This window comes from Psychrobacter sp. ANT206 (genome assembly GCF_056880555.1).
This window is the reverse complement of sequence record NZ_CP096271.1, coordinates 1,023,450-1,046,042: the sequence shown is the minus strand read 5'-3', so window position 1 is coordinate 1,046,042 and position 22,593 is coordinate 1,023,450. Positions and strand designations below refer to the sequence as shown.

The following is a 22,593-nucleotide window of genomic DNA, read 5'->3' as shown; positions in this document are numbered from 1 at the left end:
TATATAATTAATTCGATATAAAAACGATACAGCGAGACGAAAAGTTGTTTTTCGCAGCATCTGTCGGCGTAGGCACAGCACGCAAGAAAAACAACTTTTCATTGAGCGATTTGATAGTTACGTATCTGATTTATTTAGATTCGACTATAGAGCTAAATTTTATTGCCATAAGCCTTCGACATGAATGGCATCGGACTTAATAGTGGGATAATCGCTAAATACCAACTGATAGCCACTGACTGTATTGGCGCTAATTTGACACCTCGTCCCCAGTGGAAAACTGTGTTTCTGACCAATATGACCAAAGCGCATGCCGCTATAAATCGGCAATCCTGTCAGCTTATGCAATTGACGAATCACGGTGGCGACATCATAACGCTTGTCATAGCTATCCTCACCGCTACCCGATAGCGCGCCAAACACGATGGCTTGCTGATCTTTAAATACGCCTGCTAAATACAAATCATACAGCATGCGCTCAATACGATAGGCTTGCTCACCGACATCTTCTAAAAATACGATACCGCCAGCAATTCGTGGCAAATACTCACTGCCTGCCAGCGCTGACACCACGCTTAGATTGCCACCCCACATAGTGCCCGTTATCGTTTTTGGCTCAGAGCTTGCCAAGATACTCGGTAAATTCGGACTGGTTAAAGAGGCGTCTGGTATATTGATAGCCAGATTTGGATTGGTTAATGCTTCCGCAAATTGTCGACAGCTGACTTGGTCGGGTTTGGTTTTGCCAAACTCACTATAAAGCATCGGTGCCGCAAGCGAGCTCATGCCTCCTTTTGCCAGTAGCGCACACTGAATCGCGGTCACATCGCTAAAGCCCGCCAGTATCGTGCCACGCTCCTTCATAATACGACCAAGCGTCGACCAATCCACCATCGGCAATAAACGCACGGCACCATAGCCACCACGTACACCAAGTAGCAGTTTAGGTGCTTTAATTGCACCCGTAGCGATGTTTTGCAAATCGCTAGCGCGCTGCGAATCCGTACCTGCAAAGCGCAAATACTGCCGTTTGGTAATCGTAGGATTGTCGACTTTAAAGCCCGCACAAGCCATGCGATCTAACGCCAATTCATTACGCTCGTCACTACCACCGACGTTGGAGCTGGCAAAAAGCCGCGTCTCAATATTTGGCGTGATACAACTCGTTTGCGCCTGCAATGTTTCGGGCGCTGCTTGTTGTGCTTGTCCTGATGGCAGATCATCTTTGGTCAGTTGCGTGCTGTTATCTTGCTCAGTCGTATTAGAAGCCAGCGCTTGAGTAATGCTTTGGGTCGCTAACAGCCCTGCCCCTACGCTGATTCCGACTTGACATAAAAATTGGCGACGATTAAGTCCAGAAGATATCTTGGTCATTATTTTACCTTTTGTACTATTCAGTTAATGCTTGTTTAACAAGGATACTTATTTAGCATTGATGCTTTAAATGCACGCGATTTCATTTAACATGCGCTAAGCCTTTATCTTTGAAACATTGCATTATAACGGAAGTTGAGACGGCAATTTGGTTTAAGATTGTCTAGGGTAGCTCAACCCATTGTTATACTAGTCAACAAAACAATACAGAATCACCCATCGTCTTATTTGGATGAAATCGCTACTCTTGTTATAGTAAAGAACGATTAATCGCAATAAACCATAAATATTTACTAATACAAAAGGATCATAAGCATGGCTGACAAAGAGAAAGAGAAAGAGAAAGACAATAAAAGCCTAATGGATAGTATTAGACTCATCTTGGGTAAAGAAGACAAAATAAAAGACCAACTTGAAAACGGTCGCGGTCTTGAGCGTTATACCAAGGATTTACTATTGCTCATGAGCTTGGTAAAAGACTACTATCAAGGTAACTATCGTAATATTCCTTATAAAACTATTTCAGCGGCAGTGGTTGGTCTGCTCTATGTTATAAACCCTATTGATCTTATTCCGGACTTTATCCCCTTTATCGGTCAAATCGATGATGCGTTGGTACTGAAATTTTGTCTCAAGCTCATGGAAAAGGATTTGTTGAAATACAAAACTTGGAAGGATGAACAAAGCGCATCTAAAGATAAAGACTCAAAGCCTACTAATAAAAAGCTCAAAGATAAAAGTACGGAAAAAGCAGATAAAGACGAAGAGTCTAAGGCGGAAGACGATAAGGTAGATACTAAAAAGTCGTCATAGCTATTTAGTCATCTATATTAAGTGATATACCTAGCATAACTTAATATAGTAATTGTTATAAAGACCCGGTCAATGAGGTATACATTGACCGGGTCTTCGTATGAGATTAATAATATCTTTATGGATTTTAGCTGTCTAACAAACCATTAGTCCGGCACATCATAACGGGCTTTTTCTGGATTAAGACCGAATGAATATACAAAGGTCGCAACGAGGCTGTTTATAATGATGAACGGGAAATCAATAGCGGTATGTCCAAGCACGTAGCGACCGATGAGCCATGAGACAATCAGCATAACAATAAAGAACATGCCCAAATACGCCAAGATAGCTGGATGCTTAAGATTGTAAGGCTGCTCAGGTTCAGGTTTTTTGTTTAATACATAGGTTCGTATCGCCCAACCAGCCGCATACGAAAACCCACCCAACACCACATAACTAAAAAAATTCATATTGCCTAACTCTAATGATACGACGGTTTATAACAAAATTGTATTGATAAAAAAGCACTTTTTATCATAAATAACAGATATGTAATATTGACTGATAATACCTAACTAAATAGTCTCTTTAACATTATCAATGACAATATTGGCATGAGGATTGGCCAAAATATCAGTATTAACGTCATCACATTCAACTCGGTAAATAGTGTTTGCCCCTTTATAGATATAAGACAAGTACTCACTATCAAGTAGCGGATCGATATTGGCATAAACAGGCTTAACATGAGCTAATACCAACACTCTATCCGGACGACCAATCACCGCATCGACATTATCAGGATCAATAGAAAAAAACTGTGGTATATCGCTATTTTCAATCACCTCTAACGGCTCAGCATCATCCCAAACACGTTTGGCACTTGCAGGCTCTTTCATCTGCATGACCCATGCGCCGCCCTGTTGGCTGACTTTTATTTGCGCCGGCTCATCATGACTGACGGTATAACAGCCCTCAAAGATAGATAAATCTGCTATCTTCTCAACCTTTTTGGTATCCGCTTGGGTATTACTATTATTACAAGCGCTCAAAAGCAGCATACTGCTCGCAGCCATCGCAATCATCAAATGGCTAAGGTTTTTAGAAGAAGGTTTTGAGGCTAATGACATCATAGGGTAATCCTGCATTCGAGCATTGAAAGCTTTAGTTAAGCAAATGATAGTTAATGTCTGGCTAGACATATCCTTACAACCGCTCTATTTTAACAGAAAACGATAAGCTTACTATTAGGATATCTGTTTTTGGTTTTTTGTGCATGGCAATTGCCCCTATTAACGCTGGATTTGTTATACTCAATTCCAACATAGGTAGCTAGAATTAGCCTCCAATATATCAGTGAAATCGCTTCGCTATATCCTGTATTTATTCTCTATTAGGTCAGTAAATTTTTATGTCAGAAAATCGCAGCGCAGCGCAGCCATTTAACACCAGTAATGCCATAAACCCATTGGCTGCCAAAACAGATACTACGGTTGCTTACACAGATGGCGCATGTAAAGGCAATCCTGGTGCTGGTGGCTGGGGCGCTCATCTGATATTTAGCGACGGACGGACGCAGGATTTTTATGGCGGTGATAAAGAAACAACCAATAATCGTATGGAATTGATGGGTGCGATACAAGCATTGACCCATAGCCCGCATGAGCAGAAACTCGAGATTTGGACAGACTCAAGTTATGTCAAAAAAGGCATCACTGAGTGGATTGAAGGTTGGAAAAAAAGAGGCTGGAAAACGGCCAGTAAAAAACCCGTCGCCAATCAAGACCTATGGCAGCGACTCGATGAGCTCTGTCAGAAACGCGATGTTGATTGGCATTGGGTAAAAGGTCATGCTGGACATGCTGGCAATGAAAAAGCGGATGAGCTTGCGAACCTAGGTGTGACCTCACGTAGTGAATATTCGATAATAGAGACTCAAGATAACATTAAAAAAAAAGAGCAAATAACAGCTGATAAAAAGCCATCAAGCAGCGATGATTGGCTAAATTTTGATCCATTAGGTTTTGATATGATGGATGATGAGCTTGATGCCGAACTACTAGAGAATCAAAGTTATAATGACAATGTAATAAATACTCATGCTTTCGCTGAAGAAAACATTAGTCCGTACAATGCCACCAATTCAATGAGTGCTATAGAAATGCCAGACGCCCAGACGCCTTTGATGGACACAAGCATCAATAACCATACGTCCAACATAGTTGCTAATGTTGAAGCAGATACGCCAAAATTCGATGGTGATACCAGCCGTGCCAATCCGTATTTTATACCGCTGCTACCCAAGCCAATCCATCGTCATGAATCTGATCGTCAGCTCATTATGGATACTGAGACCACCGGTCTTGATCCGTTAAAAGGCGATCGCATTATCGAAGTCGGTATTGTAGAGATGATCGGACGTAAGTTCACCGGCGAAAAGCTCCACGTCTATATCAACCCACAGCGCGGTATGGATGAAGAAGTTATTCGAATTCACGGTATTTCTGAAGCATTTTTAACGGACAAACCAACCTTTGACCAAGTCGCGCAGTCGCTCTATGACTTTATGGATGGTGCAGAAGTCATCGCTCATAATGCCTCGTTTGATATGAACTTCTTAAATATGGAGTTTGCCAAAGTTGGCATGCATGACTTTGCTGAGCGAGTAAAAGTGACCGACTCACTGGTCATGGCAAAGCAGCAGTATCCTGGACAGAAAAATACTCTTGATGCTCTCGTACGTCGTTTAGACGTGGGCAAGCAAGACCGTACCTTTCACGGGGCATTACTAGATTCAGAGATTTTAGCAGAAGTATATCTGGCGATGACTGGCGGACAAGTAACGCTAGGCATTGAGGATGACGCGCAAGCGGATGGCGGACACACAGCCCATGCTAGCTTTGCCAACTTAGCGGCTTTATTGCTTGAGTCAAGTACTGATGAGGGCGCCAATCAAAGCTGGTATGCGTCGCTCGCAGAAGATTATCCTGAGCTGAAAGCCAAAATGTAACAGACATTAAAATCGCTTCTTATATTGGCGATTAGAGAATATAGTCTTGATTATTATAACGATAAAAAGTAAAACCTTATCTAGCGCTATTTTTTAATTTACTCTCTAACTATTTGCTATTTTCGTCAGTATCTTATGGAAAAAATAATTATGAACCACTCTACGCAAATAAAATTGACCGCGCCAACGCTTAGTGTTACTGACTTTAATTTGCCATCGCTGCACTTATTGCACGATGAGGTCAAGGTCATACTTAAAGATACTGAGATTCATTTGGGCGAATTTAATGACGACAATAGCCAAGCGCCCTTATTATTAGACTCTATTATTGTATTAAAACAGCTTTCTTGTATTTTTGAGCTGATATCTTTGGTGGGTGCAGAGGCACTCAATAATGCGATTGTACACGGTTTACAGGAGCTTTATGACAGTGGCGACAATAGTGATATTGACTTAATCATGGATCTGTCCGAAGCGATCATGACGCTTGATCGTTATATTGAATTTGTGCTGCTGACTGAGTCGGTAGAGCCTACTTTATTACTACCTATTATTAATAAGCTGAATGCTCATAGCCAAATAGCGCCTATTGCTGCTGATTATTTTTCTGCTTTTGGTAATAGTAGCGTCATTATCGCCAATCCTGAAAAGAATTTTCAGCCGCTAAATGAGCTCAACCTTGATCAAGAACTACTGACCTATGCTTATCGTAGTGGGCTTGGCGTTACTTTGATCAATCGGGATGGCAACATCAATCAAGCTGATCAGCAAAAATTGGATGCTATGTCAGCTGCCTGTGCGTTGATAGCGAAAAATACCAGCAGTCTATTTTGGCAAGCAGCGTCCGCTGCGGTCACTGATATCGCAGCCATCCTGCCGCTTAATGTCAGTCAAAAGCACACGCTTATTTATGTTGAGCAGCAATTCCAAAGCTATTTGCCTGTCATGGATACGCGTTTTGCTGATTTGGTCAGTTTTGCCGGACAACGTGATACTGAAGCGGCAAAAATACTGCGCGATCAATACGCCGCCAACCGTTTAGAAGATCCACAGCGCCAGCAGATGGAGCGCTTCTTGTTTGGTCCAAACCGTGAGCTGACGGATACTTTGAATATCATTATCCAGACTCAAATCAATACGATTAAAGAAAATGTCGACAGCTATGCCCGTGGCGACTCAATCAATCCAGTCGATATGCAGACCTCGCAAATTATTGAAGAACTCACTACTTTAAGCTCTGCGTTGCATCTTCTTGGTCTATCTGATGCCGCCAATAGCCTTATTAAAGCGTCAGAAGCCGTCAGCACATGGCGCTCGCCTACTCCAGAAGATTTTGATCATTTATTATTGGCACTCATGCATGCAGAAAACGCGACCATCGCCATGGCTGAGATGCATACTCCAGGTGCAATTTATCTGCCTTTGAACAATCCTCATATCTCACTACATCAGCTGAATACCGCTTATGATACCTTGATAGAAGAGAGTCGTACGGCAATTGCCAGTGCTGAACAAGCAATCAATGACTACCTTGCGGAGCCTGAGCGCGATATTCTTAATATTCAAAATACCCCTGAAATGCTGCGTCAAGTAAGCGGTGCGGTACGCTTCTTGCAATTACCAACGCCTGCCAGTATGCTCAGTCAATTGGCAAATTATTTACAGCAACGTATCAATAGTGGTAATCGTATCGATGATGGCACCTTATCTTATATTGCTGATGTTATCATGGCAGTTGACCATCATCTAGACGGTTTCGAGAACAATCGCCCTGTCAGCAAACAAGCATTGGATGTTGGGCAGCATAGCTTAAGCCAATTGCTTGCCGCTTAATCATTTATGTAAATTTTTATACAAAGACAAGCTGATATGAGCTTGTCTTTGACCGTTTGGAAACCTATATGATGATCTGCGCCTTTGTCCTATCTGATGAAACGATCTTATGTCGTCAAACGCCTAATGGCTGGTGGCCTTTACAGGTTGAGCTAGCACACTCTGATGTCAGTAGTGAGCAAGCTTATCAATTAGGACAGGTTACATTGTTTGATAGCTTAGCGCCCAATAGCTGGCTGCCGAGTGATGTAGATGATACTGATAACGCTAATGCTGTCACTGTACAAGCAAGCCGCGCTATCACTTATGATTATGCAATAGCACATAATATCGCCTTACCCAGTATTTTAGACAGTGATGAATTAACAAGTAGTGACTTGGCTAGTAGCGTTATTAGCAATGTAGAGAACAGTATTAACACTTTTATAGCTTATCGACAGCTTATCACGCACCTGCCCATAGCATTCGCTGCTCAGCTTAGCCAAGCCATACAACTACTTCGTTGGCAAGCAGATACACAGTTTTGTAGTCGCTGCGCGGCACGCACGGTAGCTGCCAAATGCGGTGAGCGTGCTATGGTTTGTGACGTTTGTCGATTGCGTCAGTATCCGCGTGTACAGCCCTGCGTCATTACCGCCATTACTCGACCCAACCCGCAAACGGGTGAAATGCAAATTTTATTGGCTCATCATCATCGTTACGGTCAGCAAAAAACAGCCTCTCATTTATTACAGTCGCCCCAACCGTTACTATACGGTTTGATTGCAGGCTTTGTAGAAGTAGGTGAAAGTCTAGAGCATGCTGTGGTACGCGAAGTGGCAGAAGAAGTGGGTCTTAGCTTGTCCGATATTCGCTATGTGAACAGTCAACCATGGCCGTTTCCGTCTAATTTGATGTTGGGCTTTCGAGCATCTTATGCAGATGGCGATATCGTTATACAAGAAGATGAGCTATCACATGCAGATTTTTTCGATCTATCAAAGCTGCCAAAAATACCCTTTAAGGGTAGCATTGCTTATGAGCTGATTGCGCAAATTGCCAATGAGGAAGGTATTTTGCTTTAATCTATCATATCAACGCCTCATTCAACCTTCATCCATATTACTATTATCCTATTTATTTTAATATCAGCATCTAGCACTGATATAAAGGTTTTACATTAAATGCAAAGCACCATGAATAAAAACAGCAATCATATCCGTTTAACCAATCTGCCAATCTTATTCGATTCGCTGAAGATAGAAACATTGCCTGCTGATGTTCAGGAAAAAATTGCGCGCATTGATGGCAGCCTACCGCAAACACAGTGCGGTCTATGCGACCATGCTGATGGTTGCTTACCTTATGCAGTTGCTATCGTGATGGATGGTGAGCCACATAATAAGTGTGTACCGGGTGGTCAGCCAGTGGCGGATACTATCGCGCAGATTATCGATGCTGATATGCCAACACTAAGCGCTGAACCTTCAAAATGGCCGTTAGATTCTACTTCTCAGCGGCCTGTTGAAGTGCGTGCCGTCATTCGTGAAGATGATTGCATTGGCTGTACCAAATGTATTCCCGCCTGCCCTGTTGATGCCATCGTTGGTACTGGCAAGCATATGCATACTATTTTTACAGATTTATGCACGGGCTGTGAATTATGTATAGCGCCCTGCCCTGTTGACTGCATCGATTTGGTCACAGTTAAGCGCACGCTTTCGACACCTGAGCGCACCCTTGAGCAAGAGGATTTGAGACAGCGTTATCATACCCATTTAAATCGTGTCAGCAAGCAACTTGCGGATAGCAGCAATAGTAGACCCGTGGTAAGCATGGTGGAGGCAAAACTGAATAATGCCGCCAGTCAGTCGTTAAATATCAGTGAAGCTCAAGCAAAAAATACTATTGCAGCGGCAAAGCTGCGCAGTAAAATTAAAAAGTTAGAAAAGCAGCTTAGCGTACGTCCCAATGAAAGCAAACAAGCAGAATTGAATGAATTAAAAGCTGAGCTTGTACAACTTTAATAGCCAATATCTACTTTGAATAACCAACGAACAAAATAATGGTAAAAATACCATGAGTAAAACCGTCAAACATAAAACAGCTGATACTCCGCCATCGAGGCGCATGCCCAACCGTGATGTGCGTCCATTTTTTGAGAAGTTGGCGGCGACGATTGATGAGCCAGTGACTGAGCTGAATTATAAGAGTAACTTTGAGCTGCTTATCGCAGTCATATTATCAGCGCAAGCGACTGATGTCAGCGTCAATATTGCCACCAATCAGCTCTATCCGGTGGCGAATACGCCTGAGGCGATACTCGCTTTAGGCGAAGAAGGTTTGAAATCCTATATTAAGAATATCGGCTTATTTAATGCCAAAGCCAAAAACGTCATCAAAACTTGCCGTGACTTGATTGAGAAATTTGATAGCACCGTCCCTGATAACCGAAAAGATTTAGAGTCTCTAGCGGGTGTCGGGCGCAAGACGGCGAATGTAGTTCTAAATACCGCCTTTGGACAGCCGACGATGGCGGTTGATACCCATATTTTTCGAGTGGGTAATCGTACGGGACTTGCCACTGGAAAAAACGTCTTAATCGTTGAGCACAAACTGGTCGAACGTATCCCCGATGACTTTATCGTTGATGCCCATCATTATCTGATTTTGCACGGTCGCTATACTTGTCAGGCTCGCACCCCAAAATGCGGCGCTTGTCCTGTTTATGACGAATGTATGTTTAAAGATAAAGCAGTATTTTTAGAGTTGTGACGTGAGCAGATGATAATGATCGCAAAGCCTATCGATCAATATACTTATGCTAAATTATAATAATGTCATTATTGAGCATTACTTATAATAGAACGAGTGCAGCTCACTAGAGTTTTATTGCGTTTCGAGTTAGAATAAGCGTATTTTTAGGCAAGTACGCCATATTTTTGATCCTGCTGATAATCAGGTGATAGACGTATGATTGGCGACAGCTTCAAGCACGTTGTCAGTTAATAATTTGATATATTACAACGTAAAGCTATCGCTCTCTTAGCCTGACCCCATATGATTTATAGAAATCTATGCCTTATGTAAATTTATATAACACATGCATTTATGAATAAGTGAATTAAGTAGTACCAATTAAACACCAAGCAATACATTGTTTGGCCAATACCAATTAAAGCAGCGCCCAGACGTTATGCTTTTTCCTATCTTTATTGATTCAATTAAGCGATCCTATTATGCGCGAATACAACTTATTTACCTCAGAATCTGTGAGCGAAGGTCATCCTGACAAAATGGCTGATCAAATCTCAGACGCTATCCTTGATGCCATCTTGCGGCAAGATTTACATGCACGCGTGGCATGTGAGACTCTAGTCAAAACTGGCGCTGTCGTATTGGCAGGTGAAATAACCACCACGGCAAATATCGACGTTGAGCGCATCGTGCGTGATACGGTTAATGGCATTGGTTATCATCATTCAGACTTGGGTTTTGATGGCGAGACATGTGCGGTTATTAATATGCTTGGTAAACAATCGCCTGAGATTGCCCAAGGTGTTGACCGCGCTGACCCTGAAGAACAAGGCGCTGGTGACCAAGGTTTGATGTTTGGTTATGCTAGTAATGAGACTGAAGTATTGATGCCCGCCCCTATCGAGTATGCTCATCGCTTGATGGAGCGTCAGTCGGAGTTGCGACGCGCAGGCGAACTACCTTGGTTACGTCCGGATGCCAAAGCACAAGTCACTCTTAAATATGATGGCAATAAACCTGTTGCTATTGACGCAGTCGTCTTATCTACGCAGCATGATCCAAGTATCTCGCAAGCCGATTTACAAGAAGCGATCATGGAGTCAATTATTAAACAAGTACTCCCAGCAGAGCTACTACATGCTGGTACACGTTATCATATCAACCCGACTGGCAAATTCGTCATCGGTGGTCCTGTTGGTGATGCAGGACTGACTGGTCGTAAGATTATTGTTGATACTTATGGCGGTATGGCGCGTCACGGTGGCGGTGCATTTAGTGGTAAAGATCCCTCAAAAGTCGATCGCAGTGCGGCTTATGCGGTGCGTTACGTGGCTAAAAACATCGTCGCTGCTGGTATTGCCGATCGCTGTGAAGTACAAGTAAGCTATGCCATTGGCGTTGCTGAACCGACTTCTATTTCGATTAACACTTTTGGTACTAACAAAATCAGCAACGATGAAATCATTAGCTTGATTCGTACGCATTTTGACTTACGTCCGTATGGTATCACCCGTATGCTGAATTTATTGCAGCCGATGTATCAGCAAACCGCCAGTTTTGGACATTTTGGTCGCCAAGGTTCTGAAACCGCCTTTACGTGGGAAAAAACTGACAAAGCTGAGATTTTAAAAGCGGATGCTGGCTTATAAAATTTTTGCTAAAACCCTTTTTGTACCTATTATATTATCCAGTTATTAGACTGCTGTGATACATTTAAATTTACCTACCATTATTAGGAGTCGTTTATGTCTCAAGAGAATGCTCAAAACAATGAGATTGATGCAAGTCTTGAAATCACCCCTGAAATGCAGTCGTTTTATCAACGTGCTGATGCCATTATTGGTGTAGCAAACAGTCAATTAGGTCCTGATGCGCACTCAGGTCAAGTAGGTGCGTCATTACTTTATGCCGCAGCACGTTATAGCGCATCGGTCGCCTCAATCGGCTTTGTAAAGGGTGATGATTTTGCCAAAGAAAAGGATGATATTGTCGAATTTTACACCAAACAATATCGCCAAATGCTGAGCGACAACTTAACTGATTATGCGCAGAACTTTGATAAATATATTCAGCTTAATCAAGATGATAAGCCTGCTAACTAAAACGGTTATGCTTGGTTAAAGATATTTATCTGAGCATCTTTAGTGGCAGAAATTATCTTTGAGCAAATAAAAACCCCAAGCTTACTATTAAGCTTGGGGTTTTTATTTGCTCAAAGATAGAAAGCTATTAAAACCAACAATGCTATTGCCATGAAGTTTTTGCAGCTTTTCTCACGCATTGAGCAAAATACATAGCAGTAGTATAGCTATAGTTAAAATATCTCAAAAACGCTACAGTGCTGCTGGTATAAATTTTTTGCAGCCTCTGTCTGCGTAGGCACAGCAAGCAAGAAAAATTAATATCAGTAGTACTTGATGTATCGATATTACTTTTCCCTGACTATATATACATATATAATTTTCTCGATTTTATTTTGTACTTATCATATGATGTAGTGGATGACTTCCCCTAAATAAGTTACTATCCATTTGTATCATTCTATTTCTGATATGGTTGTCGTTGACTGTTGATAACAGGAAGTTATCGAGCGCTATTTATAAGGAAACATCATTATGAATCATTTATCTAAACCGTGGCTGTCAATACTAGGGCTCTCAGTAGCCATCACATTATCTGGTTGTAATAATCTTCCAATCAGCACCCATTCTGAGCCGCCTATTCATAGCACTGAAAACAACAAAGACCACAGTGCTAGCAGTAATCAAGGCTCAATTAACAATCCTTTCAATAAATGCCCACCCTTTAATCCTGAGAAAACCATGTGTACCGCACAGTATGATCCTGTCTGTGTCACTGTAAAAAACCAATCAGGTGTCAGTTATCGTACTGCGGGCAACGCCTGTTCAGCATGTGGTACTACCTCTGCAGTCGGTTATGTAAAAGGACAGTGTGTGTAGTTTAAATCAAATACTTTTCATCATAATATAGTCAGTCCTAAATAAAATAAGTACAAATATTATAACGCGCTACTGGTATAATTTTCTTGCTTGCTGTGCCTGCGAAGACAGAGGCGACGCAAAATTTATCCCTGTAGCACTGTGTTTTATTTACAGTGGATTGACTATAGATATATCAGTAGAAATGAAAAAGCCCCAACTTATAGTAAAGCTGGGGCTTTTTTATTCAATTTTATAGCTATATTACTTTTTAGATATTGTCCAAGACCTTTAACCTTCAGGCTTTTCAATATCAGGTGGACCTGTCAGCAAGTCTTCATCACGAAATTCATTGGCTGAATTGTGCTCAGCAGATTCTTCGGTGACAAACCATTGCTGATTGCGATACAGTATCAAACGGTCACGACTTAAGCCACGTAGTAGCGAATACATCATTACGACTATCACTATCGCAAAAGGAAAACCTGACACAATGGAAGCCGCTTGTAGTGCACTCAAGCCACCTGCTGCCAATAGTACCGCTGCGATGACACCTTCGGTACCCGCCCAAAATAAGCGCTGAATTTTCGGTGGATTGGCATCGCCACCTGAGGTCAACATATCAATGACGAAACTGGCTGAATCCGATGACGTGACAAACCAAAGAACAATCATCACCACGATGAGCAAGTTCACAGCCGATGTTAGCGGATAAGACTCCATCAACTTAAAGATGGCACTGCCAGTATCTGCTTGGACGGCCTCGATCAAGCCAGGACTGATAATATTGGGGTCCGCCGCCGCCATTAGCTCCATATTAACGGCTGAACCACCAAAAGCGGTAAACCATAAGAACAATATGGTAATAGGAATCAACAACACTCCCAATATGAATTCACGAATCGTACGACCACGAGAGATACGAGCCACGAACACCCCAACAAAAGGCGACCAACTTATCCACCATGCCCAATAGAAAATAGTCCATGAAGCTTGCCAGTTTTCTTCACCATTATAAGACTCTGTCCAAAGACCTAGTGGCACAATCTGATGTAAATAGTTGCCGATGTTCTCTACAAAGCTATTTATAATAAACTGAGTCGGTCCTAAAATAATCACAAAGCTTAGCAATATCACAGTAAATAATATATTGGTATCACTTAAGCGCTTAATCCCTTTATCTAACCCCATAAACAGAGATAGACCAGCCAGCATAGTGATTAAGGCAATCAATATAATTTGCACTGTAATATTATTGGGAATACCAAATAACGTCTCAAGACCTGAGTTAATCTGCAATACCCCAAGACCTAACGTGGTCACTACCCCAAACATCGTCCCAAATACCGCCAGCGTATCGACCGTATGACCCCAACCACCATAGATTTTTTTACCCAATATAGGATAAAGTGTCGAGCGGATGGCCAGTGGTAAACCCACTCGGTAGTGAAAATAAGCCAATGACAAAGCAACCATGCCGTAGAGCGCCCACACATGTAAGCCATAATGCAGGAACGAGATATTCATCGCTTGCTTGGCGGCGGCTATCGTTTCGGGCTCTCCCAATGGCGGCGCCATAAAATGATACAAGGGTTCAGCGGTGCCCCAATAGAGCAGTCCAATACCGATGCCAGCTGAAAACAGCATACCAATCCAAGAGACTATATTATACTCGGGTTTTTCGTTCTGATGACCAAGTCTGATATCGCCATAGCGACTGAATATCATGTAAATACTCATCACCAGCGTTAAATTGACCACCACAATGAAGAACCAGCCAAAGCGCAAAGACACGAATGCTTTGGCATGACCAAATACCAGTTCAGCTTGCTCATTAAAAAAAGTACCAAATATAATAAATGCCAAAATCAATAGCGCTGAAGTTAAGAACACAGGTTTACTTACCCGTGGAAAAGGGCCTAAGCGGCCAACTTTTACATGATCCATTTAGTCGTCTCAGTTTTTGAAGGGGCTCACCTTAACAAGATATTACACAACTATCAAATCGAATCAGACACTTTATAACCTTGCTATTGGTCAACAAATAAAAAAATCCTAAGATAACCATGCATCTTAGGATTTGATATTACAAGTATTTTATCGTTTTTTAATAAATAAAAAACAGATATAGTGAGCTGTCAATCATTGATTGAAACGACTGTCAGCACACTCTTGATCTTTCTTCGCTTAATCACAGGTTGCTTATCTAAGCCCTAATTCATGACTATTAATCAGCATCGCGTTGATTAATCACCCTTTACAATTTTAGGTGGGCCTTTCAACAAATGCTCATCTGTAAACTCATTGGCTGAATTATGATCTGCAGATTCTTCAGTAATAAAGTGCTGTTGAGCTCGATACAGTATCAATCGATCTCGGCTTAAGCCACGAAGTAACGCATACATCATGACAAATATCACCAAAGCAAATGGCAGTCCAGCCACAATAGCAGCGGCTTGCAATGCGCCTAGTCCGCCTGCTGCTAACAATATAGCGGCAATCAAACCTTCCATCAACGCCCAAAATAAACGTTGGATCTTGGGTGGGTTGGTATCGCCACCAGCCGTCAACATGTCGATCACGAAACTTGCTGAATCCGATGAGGTCACGAACCATAAGACAATCATAATCACGATAAGAAAAGTAATTGGTTTTGCAAATGGATAGTACTCAACCAATTTAAAAATAGCGCTACCCGAATCTGCTTGCACCGCTTCTACCAATCCTGGACTGGTCATAGCTGGATCAAGCGCCGCTAAAAGCTCCATATGGATAGCGACACCACCAAAAGTAGTGAACCAGAAGAACAAAATTACCATCGGAATCAATAGCACACCCAATACAAACTCACGGATAGTACGACCACGACTGATACGGGCAATAAATACGCCTACAAATGGTGCCCAACTTACCCACCATGCCCAGTAGAAGATCGTCCAACCACTCTGCCAATCGGTATTACTATAAGCTTCGCCCCATGTTGATAACGGCACCATAGCAACGATATAATTACCGATGTTTTCTATGAAACTATCAAAAATGAATAAGGTTGGCCCTAAAATAACCATAAAGGCTAAGAGCACACCTGTAAAACCCATATTGATGTCACTTAAGCGCTTGATACCTTTATCAAGACCGAGCATCAATGAGCCACATGCCAATGCAGTCACAAAAGCAATAATAATAAACTGTACAGTTAAAGAGTTTGGTATACCAAATAAATTTTCAAGACCTGAATTGATCTGCATAACCCCTAAACCTAAGGAAGTTACCACACCAAACATCGTCCCGAATACGGCTAGGATATCAACTGTATGACCCCAGCGACCATATATCTTCTCGCCTATTAGCGGGTATAACGTCGAACGGATAGATAGCGGCAGTCCACGGCGAAAGTGAAAATAAGCCAGTGCCAATGCCACTATGGTATAAATCGCCCAAGCATGTAATCCCCAATGCAGAAATGAGATGCTCATAGCTTGCTTGGCAGCTTCTACCGTTTCAGCTTCACCTAATGGCGGTGCCATAAAGTGGTATAGGGGCTCAGCTGTTCCCCAATATACCAGTCCAATACCGATACCAGCAGAGAACAACATGCCAATCCAAGAAAACAGACTGTACTGCGGTTTCTCTGTTTGTTGACCTAAACGTATGTCGCCGTAACGACTTGCCGCTAGATAAATACAAAAAACCAGCGCCACGTTCATTAATATAATAAACATCCAGCCGAACTTATCGGTGATAAAGTCCTGCAAAAAGCTAAATAGCGCGCCAGCGGTCTCGGTAAAGAAAGCACCGAAGATGATAAATCCAACGATAAGTAACGCTGAAGTAATAAATACAGGTTTACTCACCCGTGGAAAAGGGCCTAACCTGCCAACTTTTACATGATCCATTTGTTTGTTAGCCTTAGTTTTTAGGAAGGTAACCTTAACAAGATAGCTGCCAACTATCAAATTTAATTAAGTATTTACGCTTTTCTCATTGATAGACATAAATCAAAACTCTCTGGTCACGCAAACCACAATACCGTAAAACCTCAGAAACTTAGCCAGTAATTTCTATATTCATCCGCTTATCAACTTCGTTAGAAAAGTTCAATCTTTCTTAAGTAAAAAGAATAGTGGAGATAAATTGCTACTGCGGTAACAACTGCACTAAATCACCATCGTTGCCGTCTTCTAGCACCCAAACCTGCCCATCTACGGCTAGTACACTACGAATACGCTCGCCCATATCATAGCGATAGCGCTCAGTCGCACCATTATTTTCATCAAAATTAACGACTATCAATGCATTAGAGGATAAACCGCTTAGCAGCGCATTGCCTTGCCAAGCAGGAAAATCAGCATGTGTACCAGTCGAATACATACTGATTGATGAAGGGGATATGACTGGTGTCCATGTGATTTTGGGGGCTTCAAGCTCAGGACGCGTACTGTGATCAGGAATATCGACACCAGAATAATTGCGACCATTTGATACGATTGGCCAGCCGTAATTCTTACCTTTTTCAATCAGATTGAACTCATCGCCACCTCGTGGACCCATTTCATGCGCCCACAACTGCCCTTTACTATCGAATGCCATCCCGAGTACATTACGATGTCCTATGCTCCAAAATTGAGCAGCGATGTCATTATTACTCACAAATGGATTGTCCATTGGCATCGAGCCGTCAGTATTTAACCGTATTATTTTGCCCAAATTGACAGTCATGTCTTGAGCAGGGGTTTTTTCCTGACGCTCGCCTGAGCTAATATACAAATATTGCCCATCAGGAGAAAATACTAAGCGATGACTGTAATGCCCTTGCCCGTCTACCTTTGGCATCTGCTCCCAAATTGGAGCAATTTCCCGCAAACTTGGCTTATCAGTATCCAAACCTGACAGCTTGGCTTTGATGACTTTTGCACCAAATTTATTACTATCAGCAGTTTTGCCTGCTTCAACGTAGCTAAGATATATATTATTAGAGGTAGCAAAATCTGGCGCAAGGATAATATCGCCAAGACCGCCTTGTCCGCCATAACCGACTTTAGGTATGCCCGCGACGGCCGTCTTAGCGCCAGTCGCTGTATTGACTATAAATAACTCACCTGTCTTTTGTGTTACGAGTAGTCTTAATGGTTTATTATCAACTTTTGGTAATGCAGTCATTGCCCATGGCTCATCAAAGGTGGCAACGTCTTTTGTGGTAAAGGCAGGTTTGTCCGTACTTGCAACATCTGCTACTGAGGTTTCAGCTTCTTGATATTTTGCCAGATCGGCATTGGTATCAGTGGCAGATTGATTGGAACAAGCAGAAGTACTAAACAGTAATGCTGTGATAATTATCGGTAACGTTAATGGTTTACTCATATACTGCCTATTTATTATTATCATTCTTTTATCTCCATAAATTTTATATTTATATAATTAGAGCTTAGATTATTTATAACATAATCTAAGTAGGGCAAGAGTAAAAATAATGATGGCGCACAAAGTAAAAACCCCTTACTTGCCTGTATAAAAAATGGGCAAATAAGGGGCTTATTTTCGGATCAAGGGCTAAAATGAACGATTAGCTCATTCTAAGCTTATCAAATGTCAGCTTATCATCCACACCGACATCGACTTTGATGATATCACCAGCAACAAAGTCACCCGCCAGCAGCTTCAATGACAATGGGTTTTCAATCTCTTGCTGAATGGCACGCTTGAGTGGACGCGCGCCATAAACAGGATCATAACCAACCGCAACCAGCTTATTCATCGCTTCTGCTGATAACTCGATATCTAACTCACGCTCATATAAACGCTGACGTAAGCGGTTTAACTGAATCGCAGCAATACCTGCCATCTGCGACATACCTAGTGGATGGAATACCACGATCTCATCGATACGGTTGACAAACTCTGGACGGAAATGCTGCCCAACTGAATCCATCACTTCAGCTTTGATATCCTCGTAGCTCTCGCCGACCATTTCTTGGATTTTATGCGAGCCCAAGTTACTGGTCATAATGATGACGGTGTTTTTGAAGTCGACCACGCGACCTTGCGAATCGGTCAAACGACCATCATCCAACACTTGTAGCAAGATATTAAACACATCAGGATGCGCTTTTTCAACTTCATCAAACAAAATCACACTATAAGGCTTACGACGTACCGCTTCAGTCAAGGCACCACCTTCTTCGTAACCGACGTATCCTGGAGGCGCACCAACCAAGCGGCTGACACTGTGCTTCTCCATATACTCACTCATGTCGATACGAACAATTGCATCCTCACTATCGAATAAGAAGTTTGCTAACGACTTTGTTAACTCAGTCTTACCAACACCCGTAGGTCCTAAGAATAAGAATGAACCAGAAGGACGATTCGGATCTGACAAGCCAGCACGACTACGACGTACTGCATTGGCTACTGCTTCGACCGCTTCATCTTGACCGATGACGCGCTCATGGAGTTTTTCTTCCATTGCCAGCATCTTATCACGTTCGCCTTGCATCATTTTACTGACTGGAATACCCGTTGCTGCAGCAACGACTTCAGCAATTTCATTATCCGTGACTTTGTTACGCAGCAGTTTTACACCACTATTTTCACCAGTCTGCTCTTTTTGCTCTGCCAAGTCAGACTCATGAATACGGCGCTCTAACTGCGGAATCGTCTCGTATTGTAGCTTACTCATGGTCTCATAATCGCCTTCACGACTGGCTTTATCATAAGCAATACGCGCTTTGTCCAGCTCGTCTTTTAGCTGCTGACTGCCTTTGACCAAAGCTTTTTCTGCTTGCCAAATCTCATTAAGATCAGCGTATTCTTTCTCTAACTCTTCAATTTGTGCATCAAGCACTTTACGCTCTGCTTGCGCGCCAGCATCTTCTTCATTTTTGAGTACTTCGCGCTGCATTTTTAGCTGAATCAGACGACTATCGAGTTTGCCAAGCGATTCAGGTTTGCTGTCCATCTCCATCCGTAAACGACTCGCGGCTTCATCAATCAAGTCAATCGCCTTATCCGGTAACTTGCGATCAGTGATATAACGATGACTCATACGAGCAGCAGCGATGATGGCACTGTCTTGGATATCGACTCCATGATGCAGCTCATAGCGCTCTTTGAGACCACGCAATATCGCAATAGTGTCTTCGACCGTTGGCTCATCGACCAATACTTTTTGGAAACGACGCTCAAGTGCTGCATCTTTTTCAATATACTTACGATATTCATCTAAAGTCGTCGCACCGACGCAGTGCAGCTCACCGCGAGCAAGCGCTGGTTTGAGCATATTCCCAGCGTCCATCGCGCCATCTGCTTTACCTGCCCCAACTAACGTATGTAGCTCATCGATGAATAGGATAACGTTGCCTTCTTGCTTCGATAAGTCACTCAGTACGGCTTTAAGTCGCTCTTCGAACTCACCACGGAATTTTGCACCAGCAATTAACGCACCCAAGTCCAACGACAGCACTTCTTTGCGACGTAAACCTTCTGGCACATCACCATTGATAATTTTTTGTGCCAAGCCTTCTACAATGGCCGTTTTACCAACACCCGGGTCACCAATGAGCACAGGGTTATTTTTGGTACGGCGAGACAACACCTGAATGGTACGGCGAATCTCTTCATCACGACCAATCACTGGATCAAGCTTACCTAGCTCTGCTTGCTCCGTTAAGTTGATCGTATATTTATTGAGGGCATCACGCTGATCTTCGGCGTTTTGATTATTCACGGTATCGTCACCGCGTAATTGCTCAATCACGGCTTTCAATTTATTGGCTGTAACACCCGCACTTTCAAATATCTTTTTGGTATCGCCTTGTTCAGCCAGTGCCAACATTACCCATTCGGTGGCGATAAAATCATCACCTTCTTTTTGTGCTTGGCGGTCTGCCAAGTTCAGAATTTTGACTGAATTTGGGTTTAGATTAACGTCTCCTGTTGGCTCACTAATCGTTGCTTGGTTGTCGAGCGCTTTTGCCACGCCATTTTTTAGCGCAGGGATAGACGCGCCCGCTTGTTGGCAGATAGACAAATTAGACTCATCTTGTAGCAAGACTGCTAGCAAATGCACAGGGTCTATTCCCGTATGGTCACGCCCTAACGCCAAACTTTGTGCTTCTTGAATGGCAGATTGCAGTTTTTGGGTAAATTTCTCAAATCTCATAGTAGTATCCTTTTATCATTTATATATTCTTAGGCAGCAAACTTATGCTGTTCACTTGCCTTCGTCTGCTTTTATATATGCGGTATATAGAGAGGAATTTCAACCTACTCAGTACTAAAACCTTATTAATAGTAATGATATTAATTGCTTGAAATAAAGTCACTAAATCGTGATTACACTCAATATATAATTCATTCAATTTTAGAAAAAAATGCATCTACGGATACCGCTTATTTAAGATTTTCATTCTACGATTTCAATAGCGGTACCGACCTTGACCATCGCCATGATTTCGTCCATCTCTTCATCAGTGACGGCAATACAGCCCTCGGTCCAATCGCGTAATTGATTGACCGACGCCAGATGTCCAGAACCGTTCTTTTGACCATGAATCATAATATCACCGCCCGGATTGACGCCCATCTTCTTAGCATGTGCCTTATCAGCCGCATTAGGATAACTTACGTGAATAGAGCGATAAAATTTGGATTTATCATTCTTATAATCGAGTGTATAAGAACCTGATGGGCTACGCTTATCACCCTGCTGCTGCTTGTGACCAATAGGATTGCCACCAAGCGCTATATGATAAGAATTGATAACAGTGTCATCACTTAATAACTGCAGAACACGCGCTGATTTATCAACGAAAACTTTGTCGATAATGGCAGTATCAGGAATAGAGGGGGTAGATTTTGAAGTATTTTGTATGTTTGGCGCGGCATTGGTACTCATGAGAGTCACGAGGCTAAGACTTATTGCGCTTACTAACCAAACAAGATACTGACTAAAATCTGCACGAAAAAATGGCATGGTATTGCTTCTTATTATTAATAAATAAAATTATTATCTATAAGATAGCAAAAAACCATGCCAAGCGTTGTGCGAGTTGTACGAGTGAGACTTAAAACTGCGATATTAAATTCTTAGCATTCTATTACACCATACGAATCGCGCCATCCAAACGAATCACTTCGCCATTGAGATAGGCATTATCAATGATGTGCATGACCAATTTGGCAAACTCATTAGGATTACCCAAGCGCTTAGGATAAGGTACGCCCGCCTCTAGTTGTTCGCGCGCTTTTTCAGGAATGGTCTCCATCATCGGTGTGGCAAAGACGCCAGGTGCGATGGTAATCACGCGAATACCATGACGTGCCAGCTCACGTGCTAGCGGTAAAGTCAGACCGACGACACCTGCTTTTGACGATGAATAGCTTGCTTGCCCTACTTGCCCATCAAAAGCGGCGATAGAAGCCGTATTAATAATGATGCCGTTGTCAGCGTTCTTCTCTACGGAGCTGTCTGCGTTATTGGCATTAGCTACACGCTTCGCAATACTGGCTGCCACCAAACGCGCCACGTTAAAAGAACCGACAAGATTAATATTGACGCCGCGACTAAAAGCATCGAGATCTGCCGGATTGTTTTCACGATCTAAGAGCTTCTGTACAACAGCGATACCTGCACAGTTGATAGAACCTTGTAAGCCGCCAAAGTCGCTTTCAGCCATATCCACAGCCGCTTGCACCTCATCGCCACTGGTCACATCACAGCGTACAAAACGAGCATGGTCACCCAATTCATCAACCAGTGCCTGCCCCGTCGACTCATTAAGATCAGCGATGACAACCTTGCCGCCTTGAGCGACGATAGCACGCACTACCGACTCACCTAGGCCTGACGCACCGCCCGTGACCAAAAAGCTGTGTTGTTCAATTTGCATAATTTTTCCTTTTATT

18 protein-coding genes are annotated in these 22,593 nt (G+C 42.5%); 9 read left to right on the top strand and 9 right to left on the bottom strand.

Annotated features, from left to right (window positions below; translation table 11 throughout):
* Window positions 1–159: 159 nt before the first annotated feature.
* Entirely contained in the window at window positions 160–1,374 is a 1,215-nt protein-coding gene (locus M0221_RS04480) for an LD-carboxypeptidase (protein ID WP_483284482.1), read from the bottom strand.
* Window positions 1,375–1,689: 315 nt separating this feature from the next.
* Between M0221_RS04480 and M0221_RS04475 the strand changes: the two genes are divergently transcribed.
* The gene (locus M0221_RS04475) at window positions 1,690–2,187 is read left to right on the top strand and encodes a YkvA family protein (RefSeq protein WP_483284481.1); all 498 of its coding nucleotides are present in this window, start codon (window positions 1,690–1,692) and stop codon (window positions 2,185–2,187) included.
* 146 nt (window positions 2,188–2,333) lie between these two features.
* Here the strand turns inward: M0221_RS04475 and M0221_RS04470 are convergent, their stop codons facing one another.
* Together M0221_RS04470 and M0221_RS04465 are read right to left on the bottom strand one after the other, a co-directional pair.
* Complete coding sequence (locus tag M0221_RS04470; protein ID WP_483284480.1) at window positions 2,334–2,639, bottom strand: hypothetical protein; 306 nt, start codon at window positions 2,637–2,639, stop codon at window positions 2,334–2,336.
* 105 nt (window positions 2,640–2,744) lie between these two features.
* Window positions 2,745–3,302 carry a hypothetical protein gene (locus M0221_RS04465; RefSeq protein WP_483284479.1) on the bottom strand — a complete coding sequence of 186 codons (558 nt, stop codon included), beginning with the start codon at window positions 3,300–3,302 and terminating at the stop codon, window positions 2,745–2,747.
* 278 nt (window positions 3,303–3,580) lie between these two features.
* Between M0221_RS04465 and dnaQ the strand changes: the two genes are divergently transcribed.
* The 8 genes from dnaQ to M0221_RS04425 all read left to right on the top strand — a co-directional run bounded on the left by dnaQ (window position 3,581) and on the right by M0221_RS04425 (window position 12,708).
* Window positions 3,581–5,179, top strand: coding sequence for a DNA polymerase III subunit epsilon (gene dnaQ, locus M0221_RS04460; protein WP_483284478.1), 1,599 nt, complete (start codon window positions 3,581–3,583; stop codon window positions 5,177–5,179).
* A gap of 150 nt (window positions 5,180–5,329) precedes the next feature.
* On the top strand, window positions 5,330–7,012 hold the full coding sequence (locus M0221_RS04455; protein WP_483284477.1) for a hypothetical protein: 1,683 nt from the start codon (window positions 5,330–5,332) through the stop codon (window positions 7,010–7,012).
* A gap of 68 nt (window positions 7,013–7,080) precedes the next feature.
* Window positions 7,081–8,076, top strand: coding sequence for an NAD(+) diphosphatase (gene nudC, locus M0221_RS04450; protein WP_483284476.1), 996 nt, complete (start codon window positions 7,081–7,083; stop codon window positions 8,074–8,076).
* 99 nt (window positions 8,077–8,175) lie between these two features.
* Window positions 8,176–9,018 (top strand): RnfABCDGE type electron transport complex subunit B, encoded by an 843-nt coding sequence (locus M0221_RS04445; RefSeq protein ID WP_483284475.1) that lies wholly within the window; start codon window positions 8,176–8,178, stop codon window positions 9,016–9,018.
* A 52-nt stretch (window positions 9,019–9,070) separates the two neighbouring features.
* Entirely contained in the window at window positions 9,071–9,766 is a 696-nt protein-coding gene (gene nth, locus M0221_RS04440; RefSeq protein ID WP_483284474.1) for an endonuclease III, read from the top strand.
* Between the two features lie 464 nt (window positions 9,767–10,230).
* Window positions 10,231–11,397 carry a methionine adenosyltransferase gene (metK, locus tag M0221_RS04435; protein ID WP_133105351.1) on the top strand — a complete coding sequence of 389 codons (1,167 nt, stop codon included), beginning with the start codon at window positions 10,231–10,233 and terminating at the stop codon, window positions 11,395–11,397.
* Between the two features lie 96 nt (window positions 11,398–11,493).
* Window positions 11,494–11,850 carry a DUF3144 domain-containing protein gene (locus tag M0221_RS04430; protein ID WP_020443129.1) on the top strand — a complete coding sequence of 119 codons (357 nt, stop codon included), beginning with the start codon at window positions 11,494–11,496 and terminating at the stop codon, window positions 11,848–11,850.
* A 513-nt stretch (window positions 11,851–12,363) separates the two neighbouring features.
* Window positions 12,364–12,708 carry a subtilase-type protease inhibitor gene (locus M0221_RS04425; protein WP_483284473.1) on the top strand — a complete coding sequence of 115 codons (345 nt, stop codon included), beginning with the start codon at window positions 12,364–12,366 and terminating at the stop codon, window positions 12,706–12,708.
* A 270-nt stretch (window positions 12,709–12,978) separates the two neighbouring features.
* Here the strand turns inward: M0221_RS04425 and M0221_RS04420 are convergent, their stop codons facing one another.
* The 6 genes from M0221_RS04420 to M0221_RS04395 all read right to left on the bottom strand — a co-directional run bounded on the left by M0221_RS04420 (window position 12,979) and on the right by M0221_RS04395 (window position 22,577).
* Entirely contained in the window at window positions 12,979–14,634 is a 1,656-nt protein-coding gene (locus M0221_RS04420; protein ID WP_483284472.1) for a BCCT family transporter, read from the bottom strand.
* Window positions 14,635–14,933: 299 nt separating this feature from the next.
* Window positions 14,934–16,583 (bottom strand): BCCT family transporter, encoded by a 1,650-nt coding sequence (locus tag M0221_RS04415; RefSeq protein WP_483284471.1) that lies wholly within the window; start codon window positions 16,581–16,583, stop codon window positions 14,934–14,936.
* A 241-nt stretch (window positions 16,584–16,824) separates the two neighbouring features.
* Complete coding sequence (locus M0221_RS04410) at window positions 16,825–18,048, bottom strand: PQQ-dependent sugar dehydrogenase (protein WP_483284470.1); 1,224 nt, start codon at window positions 18,046–18,048, stop codon at window positions 16,825–16,827.
* Between the two features lie 202 nt (window positions 18,049–18,250).
* Entirely contained in the window at window positions 18,251–20,848 is a 2,598-nt protein-coding gene (gene clpB, locus M0221_RS04405; RefSeq protein WP_483284469.1) for an ATP-dependent chaperone ClpB, read from the bottom strand.
* 243 nt (window positions 20,849–21,091) lie between these two features.
* Window positions 21,092–21,583 carry a L,D-transpeptidase family protein gene (locus M0221_RS04400; protein WP_483284468.1) on the bottom strand — a complete coding sequence of 164 codons (492 nt, stop codon included), beginning with the start codon at window positions 21,581–21,583 and terminating at the stop codon, window positions 21,092–21,094.
* Window positions 21,584–21,785: 202 nt separating this feature from the next.
* On the bottom strand, window positions 21,786–22,577 hold the full coding sequence (locus tag M0221_RS04395) for an SDR family NAD(P)-dependent oxidoreductase (RefSeq protein ID WP_483284467.1): 792 nt from the start codon (window positions 22,575–22,577) through the stop codon (window positions 21,786–21,788).
* Window positions 22,578–22,593: the final 16 nt, after the last annotated feature.

Bases quoted from the DNA above. Each gene is read 5' to 3' on its own strand.
- M0221_RS04480 (WP_483284482.1), bottom strand. From the start codon at position 1,374: ATGACCAAGATATCTTCTGGACTTAATCGTCGCCAATTTTTATGTCAA.
- M0221_RS04475 (WP_483284481.1), top strand. From the start codon at position 1,690: ATGGCTGACAAAGAGAAAGAGAAAGAGAAAGACAATAAAAGCCTAATG.
- M0221_RS04470 (WP_483284480.1), bottom strand. From the start codon at position 2,639: ATGAATTTTTTTAGTTATGTGGTGTTGGGTGGGTTTTCGTATGCGGCT.
- M0221_RS04465 (WP_483284479.1), bottom strand. From the start codon at position 3,302: ATGATGTCATTAGCCTCAAAACCTTCTTCTAAAAACCTTAGCCATTTG.
- dnaQ (WP_483284478.1), top strand. From the start codon at position 3,581: ATGTCAGAAAATCGCAGCGCAGCGCAGCCATTTAACACCAGTAATGCC.
- M0221_RS04455 (WP_483284477.1), top strand. From the start codon at position 5,330: ATGAACCACTCTACGCAAATAAAATTGACCGCGCCAACGCTTAGTGTT.
- nudC (WP_483284476.1), top strand. From the start codon at position 7,081: ATGATGATCTGCGCCTTTGTCCTATCTGATGAAACGATCTTATGTCGT.
- M0221_RS04445 (WP_483284475.1), top strand. From the start codon at position 8,176: ATGCAAAGCACCATGAATAAAAACAGCAATCATATCCGTTTAACCAAT.
- nth (WP_483284474.1), top strand. From the start codon at position 9,071: ATGAGTAAAACCGTCAAACATAAAACAGCTGATACTCCGCCATCGAGG.
- metK (WP_133105351.1), top strand. From the start codon at position 10,231: ATGCGCGAATACAACTTATTTACCTCAGAATCTGTGAGCGAAGGTCAT.
- M0221_RS04430 (WP_020443129.1), top strand. From the start codon at position 11,494: ATGTCTCAAGAGAATGCTCAAAACAATGAGATTGATGCAAGTCTTGAA.
- M0221_RS04425 (WP_483284473.1), top strand. From the start codon at position 12,364: ATGAATCATTTATCTAAACCGTGGCTGTCAATACTAGGGCTCTCAGTA.
- M0221_RS04420 (WP_483284472.1), bottom strand. From the start codon at position 14,634: ATGGATCATGTAAAAGTTGGCCGCTTAGGCCCTTTTCCACGGGTAAGT.
- M0221_RS04415 (WP_483284471.1), bottom strand. From the start codon at position 16,583: ATGGATCATGTAAAAGTTGGCAGGTTAGGCCCTTTTCCACGGGTGAGT.
- M0221_RS04410 (WP_483284470.1), bottom strand. From the start codon at position 18,048: ATGAGTAAACCATTAACGTTACCGATAATTATCACAGCATTACTGTTT.
- clpB (WP_483284469.1), bottom strand. From the start codon at position 20,848: ATGAGATTTGAGAAATTTACCCAAAAACTGCAATCTGCCATTCAAGAA.
- M0221_RS04400 (WP_483284468.1), bottom strand. From the start codon at position 21,583: ATGAGTACCAATGCCGCGCCAAACATACAAAATACTTCAAAATCTACC.
- M0221_RS04395 (WP_483284467.1), bottom strand. From the start codon at position 22,577: ATGCAAATTGAACAACACAGCTTTTTGGTCACGGGCGGTGCGTCAGGC.